The sequence below is a fragment of the Blastomonas sp. AAP25 genome (genome assembly GCF_001295965.1).
Taxonomy (GTDB): Bacteria; Pseudomonadota; Alphaproteobacteria; order Sphingomonadales; family Sphingomonadaceae; genus Blastomonas; species Blastomonas fulva.
Map to the genome: position 1 here is coordinate 72,434 of NZ_LJHP01000005.1, position 14,048 is coordinate 86,481.

A 14,048-nucleotide genomic window follows, 5' to 3' on the forward strand; every position below is an offset into this window, starting at 1 on the left:
GGGGGCAGCGCGAGGCAGCCTTCAGCGTTTGCGGCTGTCCATGTACCACAGCGCGCCGTGCAGCGCGAAGCCGCCGCCCAGGCCGGCCAGAAAGCCGATCGAGGGCTGGCCCATCAGTCCGCCGATGATTGTGCCGGCCAGAGTTCCCAGCGCCATGAACACGCCGCCGCCGCGCACGGGGGGGCGGTCTTCATCGCGGGCAGGGGATTTGGAAGTGTCGTTCTGCATGCCTTCGCCCTTGCCACGGCTGGCCGCGATTTGCCAATGCGAAGTGAAGCAGGCGGCGGACATGAAATCCTAACACCGCGTTTACCACGCCGGTTGAGCCTTCTTCCATCGCCGCAGTCTATCCCTCGTCGAACCGCAGCCAGCAGGGGAGGCGGCAACGAGAATGGGGACACTACAGCGGACATGAACCTGCCTTATATCGGAACCCGCGAAGCCTATGACGACGCCTGCATGCTGCTCTCGCGCTTCGGCGAGACCGCCGGCCTCGAAGCCTCGGACCGCGCCGAAGCCGCCCGCGCCCGCGGCAACCACATCCACTTCTGCCACTGGCGCCAGATCGAACGGCTGCTGGTGATCATGACGATCGATCAAAGTATTGGCACGATTCACTGAGGCGTGGGTTTGGTCGGGCAGGGCCCGAGAGACGACTTCACTGTCCGTGCAGCACTGCCTCATGTGCGCCGTCTGTCATCATTCGCGCTATATCTTGACGAAAGCTTTCGATTGCAGCGTACTCCGTGACGAATGAGCCGTTCAAACGCTGAGACTGGTCGTGGTCGTCGGCAAGAACCACTGACACGAGCAGATCACCGGTCTTGTTCTTCGGAGCAACCGCTATACGAATTATGAGGTCGTCGCCCTTCTGCATCTCGTAGCCCCACTGGGCGATAATAGGAGATTCTGCGTTGATCGGGTATGCCACCAGATCATCTCCAAAGCGGACGACATCCTGCCATTGGACCCAAAAACCTCCACTGCCTGTGAAATTCTCCGTCTCAAATCGTATTGAAAGGCGACCAAAGTCATCACGGTCGAGCTCTTTATCGAAATAGCTCTGATCGAACCGATAGCTAAGCAGAAGTTTGGCCATTTGTTCTTATATCAGCGGCGCGAAGGTGCGGACAGGGGGTATTCGGATCCTGGGTAACTTGCGCTTAAACAACCCCGCTCAGCCTGAGCCTGTCGAAGGCCTCGCGCTGCTGGTGGCCAGATTGATATGCCGTTCTCCGGCGAACGCCGGAGCCCAGGAGTCGGATGGCGCTATCGTCGCCCTGGGTTCCGGCGTTCGCCGGAATAACGTTTTGGAGGATTCGCCGGAGTTGGTGCGGGGCCTTCGACGCGCTCAGGCTGAGCGGGGGTGGGTTGGCATGAGGGATATGGCAGGGCGTGCCTGGGAATCTGCCTATGATCCGCTCGCCGCAACCTCCGTCACCACCCCGCCGCTGACGCTCCAGTCGGCGCGGCCTGCCAGCGGCACGGCTTCGAACAGCGCGGCATCGGTGCCGGTCATCCACACCTGGCCCGATCGGTCGGCAAGCTGCTCGTACAGCGCCGCTCTGCGTGCGGGGTCCAAATGCGCGGCGATTTCGTCGAGCAGCAGGATCAGGCGGCTGCCGCGGCGCTCGGCGACCAGATCGGCATGCGCGAGGATGATTGCGATCAGCATCGCCTTCTGCTCGCCGGTGGAGCACAAAGCCGCTGGCTGGCCCTTCTGCCGCATGGTGACGATCAGGTCGTCGCGGTGCGGCCCGGCCAGAGCGCGTCCAGCGGCACGGTCGCGCGCGCGGCCCGATCGCAGCGCAGCAGCAAGCGCGCCAGCTTCCACAGGGCCCTTGCGCTCCAGCGCCAGCGTCGGTTGGGCGAACGGGCCATCGGTGAGGGCATCGATCTGCACCTCGAGCGCTTGAAGCGTATCGGCGCGCGCCTCGGCCATCGCGCCGCCATGCTCGGCCATCCGCGCTTCGAGCGCATCGATCCAGCCCGGATCGATCGCACGGGTTTCGCCCAGCAGCCGGTTGCGCTCGCGCATGGCAGCCTCGTAGCGCGCGGCGTGGCGGGCGTGCGCGGGGTGCAGGGCCAGCACCAGCCGGTCGAGAAACCGCCGCCTGCCGCCTGCGCCTTCCAGGAACAACCGGTCCATCGCCGGGGTCAGCCACACAACCGCCAGCCAGTCGGCAAGGCTTGTCGCCGCCGCCGCCGCACCGTTCACCCGCACCAGCCGCCGCGAGGGGGCATCCGCGTTGGTCCCGGTGCCGATCCTGACCTCTTCGCCTGCAAGGTCGGCCGAGATGGCAAAGCCCCCCGGCCCCTGCTGCCGCGCCATCTGGTCGCTATTGGCGCGGCGCATTCCGCGACCGGGGGCGAGCAGCGATATGGCTTCGAGGATGTTGGTCTTGCCGGCGCCATTGTCGCCCCAGATCACGTTGAACCGCGCGCCCGCCGCGATGCGGCTGGCCTCGTGGTTGCGAAACTGGCTGAGGGACAGGTTGGAGAGCGCCATGTGGGCAAGGCTATAGCGGCTTGTCCGGGCTATCGCGCGCAAAATCGCATGCCTGCATGCTGATCAGCAAGGCCGCTCGCCAAATTTTCGTGAATATTCCCAAACCTTCGCATTCAGCCTGTGGAAAGAATGGTCACTCCGCGTATAAGGAACTGAATTTTCTTGGTTTTTCAGTTTGGCACGACGCGTGCAACGCTTCTGGCATCTCCCGACGGACAGCCCAGAGGGACCCACTCATCAGAAAGGAACCACTCCATGTTTTCGCTCTCGAACCTCAACAGCAACCTGCTCGCCGCCATCTGCGCTTTTGCCACCTCGGCACTCTTCATCGGCCTGAGCGTAGGTCCGGCAGAAATTGGCACCGTGTCGGCGATGATCGTCTGATCGGCCACCGCCTCCACTCATTCCGCTTTTAAGGGAAAGCCATCATGAAGAACCGCTCGTTCCATCTCGACAAGTCCAACGGCAAGCTGATGGGCGTGTGCTCGGGCATCGCCAATTATTTCGACTGGGATGCCAACATCATCCGCATCGCCTTCGTGCTGGCCGCCCTGTTCGGCGTCGGCGCTCCGGTGCTGATCTATCTGGTGATCGGGCTGATCGCTTCCGACCGGTAAAAGGACCTCAGCCTATGCAGGATCACACGCGGGTGCTGAACGGCGTGAAATCGGTGGCGGTATCGAAAACCTCCACGCCTTCGCGCCGTTTCAGCCAGCCGACGACCACATAGGTCACCGGGGTCAGCGCCGCTTCCCAGCTGACCTTGAGCAGCCAGTTGGTGATCATCACGGTGACCACCTGCGATGTTTCCCATTCCCCGTAAAAGGCGAGCGGATAGAAGATCAGGCTGTCGACGCCCTGGCCCACCACCGTCGATCCGATGGTGCGGGTCCACAGCATCTTCCCCGCAGTCCACACCTTCATCCGCGCCATGACATAGCTGTTGACGAATTCGCCCGCCCAGAAGGCGACGATCGAGGCGAGCACGATGCGCGGGACCTGTCCGAACACCGATTCATACGCCGCCTGGCCATCCCAGCCATCCGCCGGCGGCAGGCTCACGACAACCCAGCTCATGAAGGCCATGAACAGCAACGCGCCAAAGCCTGCCCAGATCACGCGGCGCGCGCGGGCATAACCATAGATCTCGGTCAGCACGTCGCCGATCACATAGCCCAGCGGGAAGAACAGGATTCCTGCGCCATAGACCCATTGTTCGCCGCCCAGCGTGATGAAGGTCGGTTTGGCCGCGCCGATGACGTTCGACAGCAGCAGCACGGTAACGAACGCCGCCATCACGAAGTCATAATAGCGGAACCGGTGCGTGGCGGGGTCGAAGCCGCTGCCGGTAGGCAGGGCTGAAGCGGCAGGGCTGGTGCTGTCAGGATGCATGGCTCCCTGCCATATCGCGGTTTACAGCCCCATGCAAAGCCCGCTATTGCGCCCCCGACATCCAATGCGATGTCAAAAGGCGCGCGCCCTTAGCTCAGCTGGATAGAGCGCGAGACTTCTAATCTTGAGGCCACAGGTTCGATTCCTGTAGGGCGCGCCAGTTTCGCCAGCCGGTAGGATCCTCCTTCTGGCCAAGAACCAGCCCCGGGTTGGATGCCGTCGCGCCGCAAGCTGGCGTTGGGCGGTGCAAAATTATGCTTCCTCTCCCTTGGCGGCCATTGCTGCTAACGGGCAGATCAGATTGATTGATTGGACGAAAATGGCTTTTACGAATGTCGAGGTTCTGACGACGCGCCAGTGGAATACCGGGCTGTTCTCCTTCACCGTGGCGCGACCCCCGTCGTTCCGCTTCGTGAGCGGGCAGTTCGTGATGCTGGGGCTGATGATCAACGGCAAGCCGCTGCTGCGCGCTTATTCGATCGTCTCGCCGGTGTGGGACGAGACGCTCGAATTCCTGAGCATCATCGTGCCCGATGGTCCCCTGACCAGCCACCTCTATAAGATCAAGCCCGGCGACGAGATCCTGCTGGGCGCCAAGCCCACCGGAACGCTGACGCTCGATGCGCTGCTCCCCGGCAAGCGGCTGCACCTGATCGGCACCGGAACCGGTCTTGCGCCGTGGATGTCGATCATCCGCGATCCCGAGGTCTACGAGCGGTTCGAGCAGATCACGGTTCAGCACACCGTGCGCGAGATCCAGGATCTGGCCTATCGCCGGGAGCTGGAAGGGCGGATGGAGCACGATCCGCTGGTCGGCGAAGAGGCGGTGACGCGGCTGATCTATGACAGCGCTGTGACAAAGTGCCCGACCTGGACCGGAGAAAGCCGCCGCATCACCACCAGGATCGAGGCGGGTGATTATCCGCTGAACCCCGAGACCGACCGTGTCATGCTGTGCGGCAGCATGGCGATGATCAAGGAAACCGGCGCGCTGCTCGAAAGCATGGGCTTCATCGAGGGAGCGCATTCGCACCCCGGCACCTATGTGCTCGAGCGCGCGTTCGTCGGCTGACTGCAGCTACTGACGTCTATCTGCGGATGGCCTCCAGCGCCGTCCGCAGACCGTCGGGCAGGGGCACCGGGCGGCGGCTTTCGCGCCCGACATAGACATGGGTGAAATGTCCCGCGGCGGCAGCATCTGCGTCGTCGTTGGCGAACAGCCCCACCCCATAGCGCACCGAGCTGGTGCCGACATGATCGACCCGGACGCCCGCATGGATGATGTCCGGGAACGCGGTCGGCGCGAAATACGCGCATCCGGTTTCGACCACCAGACCGATGGTGTCTCCGGCATGGATATCGAGCGCACCTGCACGGATCAGATATTCGTTCACCGCGGTGTCGAACCAGAAATAATAGACCGAATTGTTGACGTGCCCGTAGATGTCGTTGTCCGACCAGCGGGTGCTGATCGTGGTGAACGCGGCATAATCGGAACGAACGGGGCGCTGCGGTCGGCTCACGGGGCGACCGTAAAGCCGTTGACGCCATCGGCATGCGTGATGTGCACCGTGCGCCCGATGGGATCGCGCTCGGGATCGGTCAGCGCGGCGAAGGCCGCGTCCTTGTCGGCGTCGGCAGGGCGGGCGATCACCCGGCCCTGCGGGGTGCGCGCGACCACCACCGCACGCGCAGGTCGGCCCTTGGCATAGCCCACGGTGTAGCTTTCGATCGTGCCGGTCGCGTCCTCCTCCAGCCTTGTGGGGGCGGGCTCGGAATCGATTTCGGCCTGCATCGGCGCGTGATCGACCGGTGCCCAGCTCTCGGGCGCTGTGGTGCTGTAGATGCCCACCGCTTCCTTGGAGAGGAACCCGCCATTGGCCAGCACCAGCCCGAAGCTGTCGGGGTTGGAGCGCAGCGTCTGCGCCATTGCGGCGATGCCGTGCATCGAATAATTGTTACCCGCACCGCCTGCAAACGGCAGCCCACCGGTCAGCGTCAGCGCGGTGTTGGCAGGATCGAGCCCAAGCGCCTCTGCCGCCAGCAGCACCGCGACGGGGAAGCAGCTGTAGATATCGTAATGCGCGATATCGCTCGCGGTCTTGCCCGCACTGTCGAGCGCCCCTGTCAGCGCCACTTCGATTGCGCGCGACCGCGACAGATCGGGGCGCAGGCTGACGGGCTTGTCCATCGCCTCGCCGCTTCCGTGCAGGAAGACCCACTGGTCGCGCGGTACACCCATTGCCTCGGCCTGGGCGACGCTGGTCAGGATCAGCGCCGCGCCCTGGTTCACCGCATCCTGCGCGACATGCCATTTGAGATAGGGGTCGGCGACCGGGTAGTTGCTGTCCGATGGCGTCGCCAGATACTGCGCGCTCATCGTTTTGGGAAACTGCGCATAGGGGTTGGCCGCGGCGATCTCGCTGAAGCCAGCCCACAAGGACGACATCGCTGCGACATGCTCGGCGCGGCTACGGCCCAGCCGGGCGCGCAGCGCATGCTCGAACAGCGGGTAGGTGAGGATCGGCGCGCCGACGCCGTTCTTCAGCTCGTGTCGGTCGAGCAGCATGGGGCCAAGCCCGCGATCCTCGATCTCACCCGCGATGCTTTCGTTCCAGTTGATCGCCACGCCCGCACGCGCGGCGGTCTTGGCGGCGGCAATCGCTTCGGAGCCCGACAGCAGCACACAGCGCGCCTCGCCCGCATGGATCGCGGCGGCAAACTCGTTGACCAAAGACTGCGGAGTCTGCCCGCCGACGATAGAATAGATCGCGCGCGCAGGGGTGATGCCCAGCCGGTGGGCGAGGCCCAGCGGCGGCTTGTCGCAGCCGCCGGTGCCTTCGGGCACCATGCCGGGCGCGCTGTCGGCGAAATGGCGAACCACCGCGACGACATCGATCGCCGCGCGGACCGCGTCGGCGGCACCGCTATCGGCCAGCGCCGCTTCGCACGCGCGCTGCATCAGGCCTTGCGGGCTGGGCGCGGCGGCGGGATCGCTGCCGTCCCAGTGATCCACCGTCTGGCCGACGCCGATCAGCACCGGGGTATTGGGGGAAAGGGTCATGGCCTGCTCCTGCTATATGGTCTGCGGATGATGCTCAGCCCTCTCCACTCCCGCTTGCGGGAGGGGCAGGTCCGGCACAGCCGGACCGGGGTGGGCATGAAAGACGTAGGTGACTGGCTCGGCTGCGCCTCGCGCCCACCCCGCCCTGCGGGCACCCCTCCCGCAGGCGGGAGGGGAGAAAATCGCGCGCAGCACCGTCCCTGAGCCAGTGCCACGATCAAAACCGTCCGTTGATCCTGATCGCCATGGCATCGCCTTGCTGGCGGAAGCCGAGGACCGAGAGCGCTGCGCCTGCACCGCCGGCGAGGCCTCCAAGCTTGAAATCGGCGGTGTAGCGGCCCTGGCCGGTGATGCGGATGTCCATCTGTTCGAGCCCCGACTGGCCTTTGAGCGGGATCAGCAGGTCGCCGCCATCGCAGCGCAGCGTGCCGCTGAGCCCGCGCTGCAGCGAGATGCCGAACAGGCTCTGTTCGATATTGACCCGGACCGCACCCGATGCCGCGCTGCACGTCCGCCCGGCAAAGGCGATGTTCGCGCCATCCAGCGTCACGCTGCGCAGCGGCAGCGGGGCGAACAGATCAGCCGTGGCGATATCGCCGCTGGCGTTACGCATCGCGATGCTGTCGCCGCTGCGTGCCAGGTCGAAGGCGAGCGGCGGCTGGCCCGGCGTGTCACCCGCGCGCGCCATCGCCAGCACCGTCTCGCCGCCCAGCAGCGCCAGGGGGGAAAGCGATGCATCCATGTCGCCCAGGCTCAGCCGTCCGATTCGCAGATCGCGCACGGTTCCCGACCATATGGTGCCCTCGACGCTGCGCGCGCTGACGCCCCTGCTGCCCAGCCCGCTCATGTCGAACGCGATCCTGAGCGGCAGCAGCACCAGCAGCGCCGCCAGCAGCACCAGTGCGATCAGGCCTGCGCGTTTCACTGTGAACCCCGTCATGCGCAGGTCATCCGCCAACCTTGGCCAGCCGCGCCGAGACCGAGACGGTGCCGTTGTCCATCCGCCGGATGATCAGCGTTTCAGGCACAACGCCGCGCCGCTCCAGATCGGCGAGCCAGCCGAGGAACGCGGTCGATCGGGCCGATCCGATCGCGATCTCGGCGCGGTCAGACCCTTGCGCGGTGTTGGCATCGAGCGTGAATCCGCGTTCCGCCGCTTCGCTGGCGAGCAGCAGGTTGAGTGCGGCAATCGCCTCTGCTGGGCGCGTGTCGGCGGGCATGGAGAGCGCCTGTGTCTTCGCCTCGATGCGCCCGGCCTGCATCGTGGCCTCGTAGAAGCTGCGCCGGGCATCGGTCGCAACATCATACAGCGGCCGATAGATGCCGTAAAAGCCGATGACGGCGAGCGCCAGCACCGCGGCGAGGCCCACCATGATCTGCTCGCGCCGCGACAGCGCGATGAACCAGTTTTTCGCTGCCTCGGTCATGGTGCCAGCACCGTGATGTCGGCCACGGCCTGCCCGGTCGCATCGCTGCGGTTGGCGGCGGTGACGGTATAGCCGTTGTTCTGCAGCGCGATCAGCACGGCATTGAGGTCTTCGACGCGAGGCGCGGCAATCATCGCGCCGATCACGCCGCCGGGGCGGTAATCGGCCTGACGGATCGTGACGCCGGCTACAGGCTGCATCGCGGAGAGCAATCCGGCGAGCGGGACGGTGGCGATGGCGTTGCCCGCGCCGCGCGCGGCGAGCTTGCCGTCGAGCTGCTGTTCGGCCTGCGCAACGTCGGTGGCGCCGGGCACCAGCCGCTGCGCGCTGGCGAGCGCACGGCGCTCGGCAAGGTCCGCGCCCAGATAGTTCTTGCCGATCTCGATCAGCGGGATGGCGAGGCTGACCAGCAGCAGCGCGCCCAGCAGCCATGCCAGGGTGCGGCCCTGGCCGGGACTGAGCGCGAACATCGGCGTGCGGCGGGCAAAGTCGCCCTGGCGCAGGTTCAGCGGCGGATCGGCGAGCGCGGCAACCATCGCGGCATCGCGCGCATCCTGGTCGAGCGCCAGCGCAGGTGTTTCACCCAGAAGCAATGCACCCAGTGCGTCATCCGGGGGGAGCACGACATCGCCGAGCCGTTCCGCGCCGAGATCGCCGAACACGGCGCTGACGGCCGCGTCGGTCGCAGGCAGCAGCAGTCCGACAGGCACCAGCACATCGGGGTCGAGCCCGCGCAGCGCGAGTTCGGCGAGATGATCGGCCAGACGCGCGCGCGAGATGGTCGCGCACAGCACCTGCATGCCGCCGCCGCCGTTGCCCAACGCGCGGACACCGACGAACAGGTCGCCGCCTATCGACAGGTCAGCAGCGCGGTAGCGCGCGGCGGCCTCGGCTTGCGCGGCGCTCATCTCGCCCATGTCGAGGATGCGGATCACGGTGTCGGCGGCCGGAATCAGCGCCAGCGTAAGGCCCCGGTCGGTTCCTGGAGCAGCAGAAGGCGGGCTGAAATCCTGTCCGCGCGCGACAATATGGCCGTCTTCGGCACGCCACCAGTGCAGCGCGGCATCGGCGGACAGCGGACAGGTGACGATCAGGCCATCAAGTGCCATGGGTCAGGCAGTCCGGGCCGGGGGCTGCTGGAAGCGGGTCGAAGACAAGATCGCAAAACCCCCGAACGGCGACAGAATCGAATGGATACTGCCCTAGACAATCGGCTGGGCCAAGTCACGGTCCCTTTGCTGCTGGTCATCGTTTTGTGCCATCATGTCGTTCTGCTCGGCAGCCAGGCGTTCCTGCTCGGTGGTGAGCCGCTGGGTTTCGGCTTCTGCCGCCCTTTCTGCGGCCAGCGCTTCGCGGCGGAGCGGGTTGAGAATGCCGAAGGCGGCGACCAGCAGCGCGATCGTGATCGCCTCGATGATCATCGATTGCGCGATGTTGGCGGTCAGCCCGTCGCTGAGCAGTCCGATCGCCCGTCCGGTGAACGCCAGCGCGACCATGCCGGCGGCGCCCAACAGCCATTGCCGCTTGCCCGGAAACAGTCCGATCAGCGCAGCGAGCGCGGTTCCGACGAAAAAGCCGCCCATGTCGGCGCGGATCGCGCTGGTGCCGGTCACACCTTGGCGGCCAAGCTCGAACTGGGTGATGATGCTCTGTGGATCCAGCATCGCGCGCACGCCGATGATGAGGAACAGCGCCGAAATCGCGGCGACGAGCAGACGAATGACCCAGGTCATGAAATGTGATCCTTCTCCGTTGGCCCTTTTGCCCCCTGTTATGGGCTCGCGGTAACCATGTCCAGCATTGCGCAGATACGGGCAGGGACCGCTTTCGATCCCGGTCGGCCTCGCGAGAAACGGCTTTGCCCGCGGCGTCTGCTGTCACTTTTGCTGGTTACGGGGGAAAGGTGATTCCGTTAGCGTGGCGGCCATAAAATCACGCGCGATAGGCAGCAGGAGAGCGGTTATGGATCTGGGTCTGGCAGGCAAGAAGGTCATCATGAATGGCGGTGCGCACGGGCTGGGCCTCGCTGCGCTCAGGCACTTCGCGCGCGAAGGCGCCGATGTCGCTTTCCTCTCGCGCGATCCGGCCAAGGTCGAGGCTGCGGTCAAGGAGATCGATGGCTGCGGCCCGGGCAAGGTGCACGGCACTGCGATCGACATCACCGGCGATGCGGAAGGCTACAGGGCCTGGCTGAACGGCTGTCTGGAAGCTTTGGGGGGCTGCGATATCTTCGTCCACACTGCCAGTGCCTCGGGCCAGGGCGCGACCGGCGACTGGCAGCGCTGCCTCGACATGGACATCATGAACGCGGTGCATGGCATGGAGGTGCTGACCCCCGCGCTCACCGAATCGGATTGCGGATCGGTCATCTTCATGTCGTCCACCGCCGCGCTGGAAACCTTCATCGCGCCCCAGGCCTTCAATGCGCTGAAGGCCGCGCTGATCACTTATGGCTCGCAGCTCTCCCAGGCGCTGGCCGGGCAGGGCGTTCGCGTCAACTGCATCACCCCGGGCGCGGTCGAATATCCCGGCGGCAACTGGGAAATGATCAAGGGCGTCGTCCCTGCGTTGTACGAGGCCACATTGGCCAAGATGCCGATGGGTCGCTTCGGCGAGCCAGAAGAGGTGGCCAAGGCCATTGTCTTCGTCGCCAGCCCGGCATGCCCGTACATGACCGGGGCGAATGTCGTCATCGATGGCGGCTTCACCCAGCGCGTCCAGTTCTGATCCGGAGCCTTTGCAGATGAAACTCTACCAGTCGATCGGCCCCAATCCGCGCGTCGTCCTGATGTTCCTCGAAGAGAAGGGCGCGACCATCGACCGTGCGTTCGTCGACATCATGACCGGCGAAAACCGCCAGCCCGCGTTCACCGCGCTCAATCCGTTCGGCCAGCTGCCTTTGCTGGAGATGGACGATGGCAGCCATCTGTCGGAAAGCACCGCGATCTGCGCATACATCGAGGAGAAATTCCCCGCCCCGCCGCTGATCGGCGCCACCGCAGAAGAGCGCGCGGTGACCAACATGTTGGTGCGCAGGCTCGATTATGATGTCGTAGCCCCGATGACCACTGCGTTCCGCGGCTCGGAGGGCTTGCCGATGTTCCAGAACCGGTTGCGCTGCCTGCCCGAGGCCGCCGATGGCCTGAAGGCCTGCGCGCGCGATGGGCTCGCCGCGTTCGACGCGCTGCTCAGCAACAAGACCTGGCTGGCGGGCGACCGATTCACGCTTGCGGATATCCTGCTCTATTGCCTCACCGAGTTTGGCAAGATGGTCGGGCAGCCGACGCCCGATGATCTCGCCAACCTCAAGGCCTGGTCGGAGCGGGTCGCCGCGCGCCCCAGCGCCACCGCCAGCCTCGACGCCAAAAAGGGGGTGGCGTAATGACCATCGACCGAGAAAAACTGCTCGATATCTACACCCGCACGATGAAGGTCGCGCGCTTCGACGAGAAGATGCGTTCGCTGCTGATGAGCGGCAAGCTTGCCACCATCTATTACACGATGCGCGGTCAGGAGCTGGTGACGTCGGCGATGATGGCGGCGCTCAACCAGGACGACTATCTCGTCACCACCTATCGCGGCCAGCATGATCAGATCGCCAAGGGGGTCCCGCTCGACCTGTTGATCGCCGAGATTGCTGGCCGCGTCACCGGCACCTGCAAGGGCAAGGGCGGGTCGATGCACATTACTCATCCCGCGACCGGCGTGATGGTCACGACAGGCGTGGTCGGATCGGGGCTGCCGATCGCCAACGGCCTCGCGCTCTCCAGCCAGAACCGCAAGGACGGCAAGGTTACCGTCACCTGCTTCGGCGATGGCGCGACCAATATCGGCGCGTTCCACGAGGCGATGAACATGGCGCAGCTCTACAAGCTGCCGGTGATCTTCCTGTGCCAGAACAACCGCTATGGCGAGCACACCGCATTTGCCGATCACACCAAGGTGGACTCGATCGTCACCCGCGCCGCCGCGTACGGGATGAAGGGCGTGAAGGTCGACGGCAACGACGCGGTCGCGATGTATCAGGTCGCCAAGGAGGCCGTGGACCGGGCGCGGGCAGGCGAAGGGCCGACGCTGATCGAGGCGATGTGCTACCGGATGATGGGGCACTTCTTCGGCGCCGACTTCTCGTACATGCCGCCCGAGCATATCGAGGAGATGAAGGCTGAAGACCCGCTGCCCAAGTTGAACGCGCTGATGCTCGAGCATCAGTTCCACCAAACCGAGCTCGACGCGATCGTCGCCGGCCTTGAGGCGGAGCTGGAAGCGGCGGTCGAGTTCGCGTTCGCCAGCGCCTATCCGGACGCCGACGAAATCCGCAAGGATGTATTCGAAGAGGAGATCGCGGCATGAGCGATGCAGCCACGCTGGACGCCAAGGCGGAGAAGAAGGCGAAGGTGAAGCAGATCACCGTCGTGCAAGGCCTGAACGCCGCGATCGACGAGGCCATGGCCGCGGATGAGGGCGTCATCCTGCTGGGCGAGGATGTCGGTGCCAAGCAGGGCGGCGGCGTGTTCAAGGTATCGTCCGGGCTCAGCGAGAAATATGGCGACCACCGCATCCGCGCGACGCCGATTTCCGAGCAGGCGATCATGGGCGCGTGCGTCGGCGCGGCATTGGCGGGGATGCGCCCGATCGCCGAAATCATGCTGATGAACTTCGTCACCGTGGCGATGGACCAGATCGTCAATCACGCGGCCAAGCTGCGCTTCATGTCCGGCGGGCAGACCAACGTGCCGATGGTCATCCGCACCACCACCGGGGTCGGTGTCGGTTTCGGTGGCCAGCATTCGGACATGCTGGAGGCGTGGTTCGCGCATGTGCCGGGGCTGAAGATCGTCACGCCCTCGAACGCGGCAGACGCCAAGGGGCTGATGCGCAGCGCCATTGAATGCAACGACCCGGTGATCTTCATCGAGAATATCCTGTGCTACGGGCTCAAGTCGGATGATCCGGGCGTCGATTACCGCGTGCCGCTGGGCAAGGCGGCGATCGCGCGCGAGGGCAGCGATGTCACGTTGATCACCTATGGTCGCACCGTTCTCGATGCGCTGGAAGTGGCTGAGACGCTGGCCGGAGAGGGCGTGTCGGTCGAGGTCATCGATCTGCGCACCATCGCACCCTATGACGAGGCGACCGTCACTGCATCGGTGCGCAAGACGGGGCGGGCGGTCGTGCTGCACGAGGCGGTGCGCGCCTATGGCACCGGCGCGGAAATCGCCTCGCGGCTACATGAGGCGCTGTTCAACGAGCTGAAGGCTCCGGTGCAACGCATCGGCGGCGCGTTCTCCGCGGTGCCGATGGCGAGCGTGCTTGAGCAGGCCTGGATCCCCAACAAGGACGAGATTGCAGGCGCAATCCGCACGACGATGGAATGGAAACGCTGATGCCGGCCGAAATCCGCATCCCCAAATTGGGCATGAGCGTCACCGAGGTCACTCTGGTCGAATGGATGTTCGGTGACGGCGAGACGGTGGAAAAGGGCGACGTGCTCTACACCGTCGAGACCGACAAGAGCACCACCGAGATCGAGGCGCAGGAATCGGGCGTGCTGCGCGTGACCGGCGAGGAAGGCGAAGCCTACAAGATCGGCGATGTCATCGGGACGATCGGGTAGCCGCGCAGAGGCCCGTTTAGGGTGCCGCGGGGCCAAGCC

The 14,048-nt window shown here is 65.1% G+C and carries 19 protein-coding genes and 1 tRNA gene; 10 read left to right on the top strand and 10 right to left on the bottom strand.

The annotated features are described in order from the left end of the window. Positions 1 to 21: 21 nt before the first annotated feature. Complete coding sequence (locus IP68_RS05040; protein WP_054134320.1) at positions 22 to 228, bottom strand: hypothetical protein; 207 nt, start codon at positions 226 to 228, stop codon at positions 22 to 24. Between the two features lie 183 nt (positions 229 to 411). On the opposite strand from IP68_RS05040, the gene IP68_RS05045 reads away from it, so the two are divergent. Further along, positions 412 to 621 carry a hypothetical protein gene (locus IP68_RS05045; protein WP_082382143.1) on the top strand — a complete coding sequence of 70 codons (210 nt, stop codon included), beginning with the start codon at positions 412 to 414 and terminating at the stop codon, positions 619 to 621. Between the two features lie 37 nt (positions 622 to 658). Here the strand turns inward: IP68_RS05045 and IP68_RS05050 are convergent, their stop codons facing one another. Both IP68_RS05050 and recF read right to left on the bottom strand, forming a co-directional pair. Further along, positions 659 to 1,099 carry a hypothetical protein gene (locus tag IP68_RS05050; protein WP_054133890.1) on the bottom strand — a complete coding sequence of 147 codons (441 nt, stop codon included), beginning with the start codon at positions 1,097 to 1,099 and terminating at the stop codon, positions 659 to 661. A gap of 312 nt (positions 1,100 to 1,411) precedes the next feature. After that, positions 1,412 to 2,509 carry a DNA replication/repair protein RecF gene (recF, locus tag IP68_RS05055; RefSeq protein WP_054133891.1) on the bottom strand — a complete coding sequence of 366 codons (1,098 nt, stop codon included), beginning with the start codon at positions 2,507 to 2,509 and terminating at the stop codon, positions 1,412 to 1,414. Positions 2,510 to 2,764: 255 nt separating this feature from the next. Between recF and IP68_RS20735 the strand changes: the two genes are divergently transcribed. Both IP68_RS20735 and IP68_RS05060 read left to right on the top strand, forming a co-directional pair. Next, a complete protein-coding gene (locus IP68_RS20735; RefSeq protein ID WP_255352534.1) occupies positions 2,765 to 2,893 on the top strand; it encodes a hypothetical protein in 129 nt (42 codons plus the stop codon). 44 nt (positions 2,894 to 2,937) lie between these two features. After that, positions 2,938 to 3,126, top strand: a complete 189-nt coding sequence (locus tag IP68_RS05060) for a PspC domain-containing protein (RefSeq protein WP_054133892.1) — start codon at positions 2,938 to 2,940, stop codon at positions 3,124 to 3,126. 22 nt (positions 3,127 to 3,148) lie between these two features. Here IP68_RS05060 and IP68_RS05065 read toward each other — a convergent pair whose 3' ends face one another. Then, complete coding sequence (locus IP68_RS05065) at positions 3,149 to 3,901, bottom strand: queuosine precursor transporter (protein ID WP_231683749.1); 753 nt, start codon at positions 3,899 to 3,901, stop codon at positions 3,149 to 3,151. Between the two features lie 83 nt (positions 3,902 to 3,984). Between IP68_RS05065 and IP68_RS05070 the strand changes: the two genes are divergently transcribed. Next, positions 3,985 to 4,061: transfer RNA gene (locus IP68_RS05070), tRNA-Arg, on the top strand. A 159-nt stretch (positions 4,062 to 4,220) separates the two neighbouring features. Next, entirely contained in the window at positions 4,221 to 4,973 is a 753-nt protein-coding gene (locus tag IP68_RS05075) for a ferredoxin--NADP reductase (RefSeq protein ID WP_054133893.1), read from the top strand. 16 nt (positions 4,974 to 4,989) lie between these two features. Here the strand turns inward: IP68_RS05075 and IP68_RS05080 are convergent, their stop codons facing one another. The 6 genes from IP68_RS05080 to IP68_RS05105 all read right to left on the bottom strand — a co-directional run bounded on the left by IP68_RS05080 (position 4,990) and on the right by IP68_RS05105 (position 10,125). After that, on the bottom strand, positions 4,990 to 5,424 hold the full coding sequence (locus IP68_RS05080; protein WP_054133894.1) for a thioesterase family protein: 435 nt from the start codon (positions 5,422 to 5,424) through the stop codon (positions 4,990 to 4,992). Continuing rightward, a complete protein-coding gene (locus tag IP68_RS05085) occupies positions 5,421 to 6,965 on the bottom strand; it encodes a hypothetical protein (RefSeq protein ID WP_082382144.1) in 1,545 nt (514 codons plus the stop codon). The genes IP68_RS05080 and IP68_RS05085 overlap by 4 nt, the downstream gene beginning before the upstream one ends. Before the next feature lie 217 nt (positions 6,966 to 7,182). Beyond that, complete coding sequence (gspN, locus tag IP68_RS05090) at positions 7,183 to 7,905, bottom strand: type II secretion system protein N (protein ID WP_054133896.1); 723 nt, start codon at positions 7,903 to 7,905, stop codon at positions 7,183 to 7,185. Positions 7,906 to 7,912: 7 nt separating this feature from the next. Further along, entirely contained in the window at positions 7,913 to 8,392 is a 480-nt protein-coding gene (gene gspM / locus IP68_RS20450; RefSeq protein WP_054133897.1) for a type II secretion system protein GspM, read from the bottom strand. Then, the gene (gene gspL, locus IP68_RS20455) at positions 8,389 to 9,501 is read right to left on the bottom strand and encodes a type II secretion system protein GspL (protein WP_054133898.1); all 1,113 of its coding nucleotides are present in this window, start codon (positions 9,499 to 9,501) and stop codon (positions 8,389 to 8,391) included. The genes gspM and gspL overlap by 4 nt, the downstream gene beginning before the upstream one ends. A gap of 93 nt (positions 9,502 to 9,594) precedes the next feature. Further along, positions 9,595 to 10,125, bottom strand: coding sequence for a DUF4345 family protein (locus tag IP68_RS05105; RefSeq protein WP_054133899.1), 531 nt, complete (start codon positions 10,123 to 10,125; stop codon positions 9,595 to 9,597). 229 nt (positions 10,126 to 10,354) lie between these two features. Between IP68_RS05105 and IP68_RS05110 the strand changes: the two genes are divergently transcribed. The 5 genes from IP68_RS05110 to IP68_RS05130 are packed head-to-tail and all read left to right on the top strand — an operon-like array spanning position 10,355 to position 14,009. Next, entirely contained in the window at positions 10,355 to 11,119 is a 765-nt protein-coding gene (locus IP68_RS05110; RefSeq protein WP_054133900.1) for an SDR family NAD(P)-dependent oxidoreductase, read from the top strand. 16 nt (positions 11,120 to 11,135) lie between these two features. After that, positions 11,136 to 11,774 (top strand): glutathione S-transferase family protein, encoded by a 639-nt coding sequence (locus tag IP68_RS05115; protein WP_054133901.1) that lies wholly within the window; start codon positions 11,136 to 11,138, stop codon positions 11,772 to 11,774. After that, positions 11,774 to 12,745 carry a thiamine pyrophosphate-dependent dehydrogenase E1 component subunit alpha gene (locus tag IP68_RS05120; RefSeq protein WP_054133902.1) on the top strand — a complete coding sequence of 324 codons (972 nt, stop codon included), beginning with the start codon at positions 11,774 to 11,776 and terminating at the stop codon, positions 12,743 to 12,745. The genes IP68_RS05115 and IP68_RS05120 overlap by 1 nt, the downstream gene beginning before the upstream one ends. After that, positions 12,742 to 13,779 (top strand): alpha-ketoacid dehydrogenase subunit beta, encoded by a 1,038-nt coding sequence (locus IP68_RS05125; protein ID WP_054133903.1) that lies wholly within the window; start codon positions 12,742 to 12,744, stop codon positions 13,777 to 13,779. Before IP68_RS05120 ends, IP68_RS05125 begins: the two co-directional genes overlap by 4 nt. Continuing rightward, a complete protein-coding gene (locus IP68_RS05130) occupies positions 13,779 to 14,009 on the top strand; it encodes a biotin/lipoyl-containing protein (RefSeq protein ID WP_231683750.1) in 231 nt (76 codons plus the stop codon). The genes IP68_RS05125 and IP68_RS05130 overlap by 1 nt, the downstream gene beginning before the upstream one ends. The last annotated feature ends 39 nt before the right edge of the window (positions 14,010 to 14,048 follow it).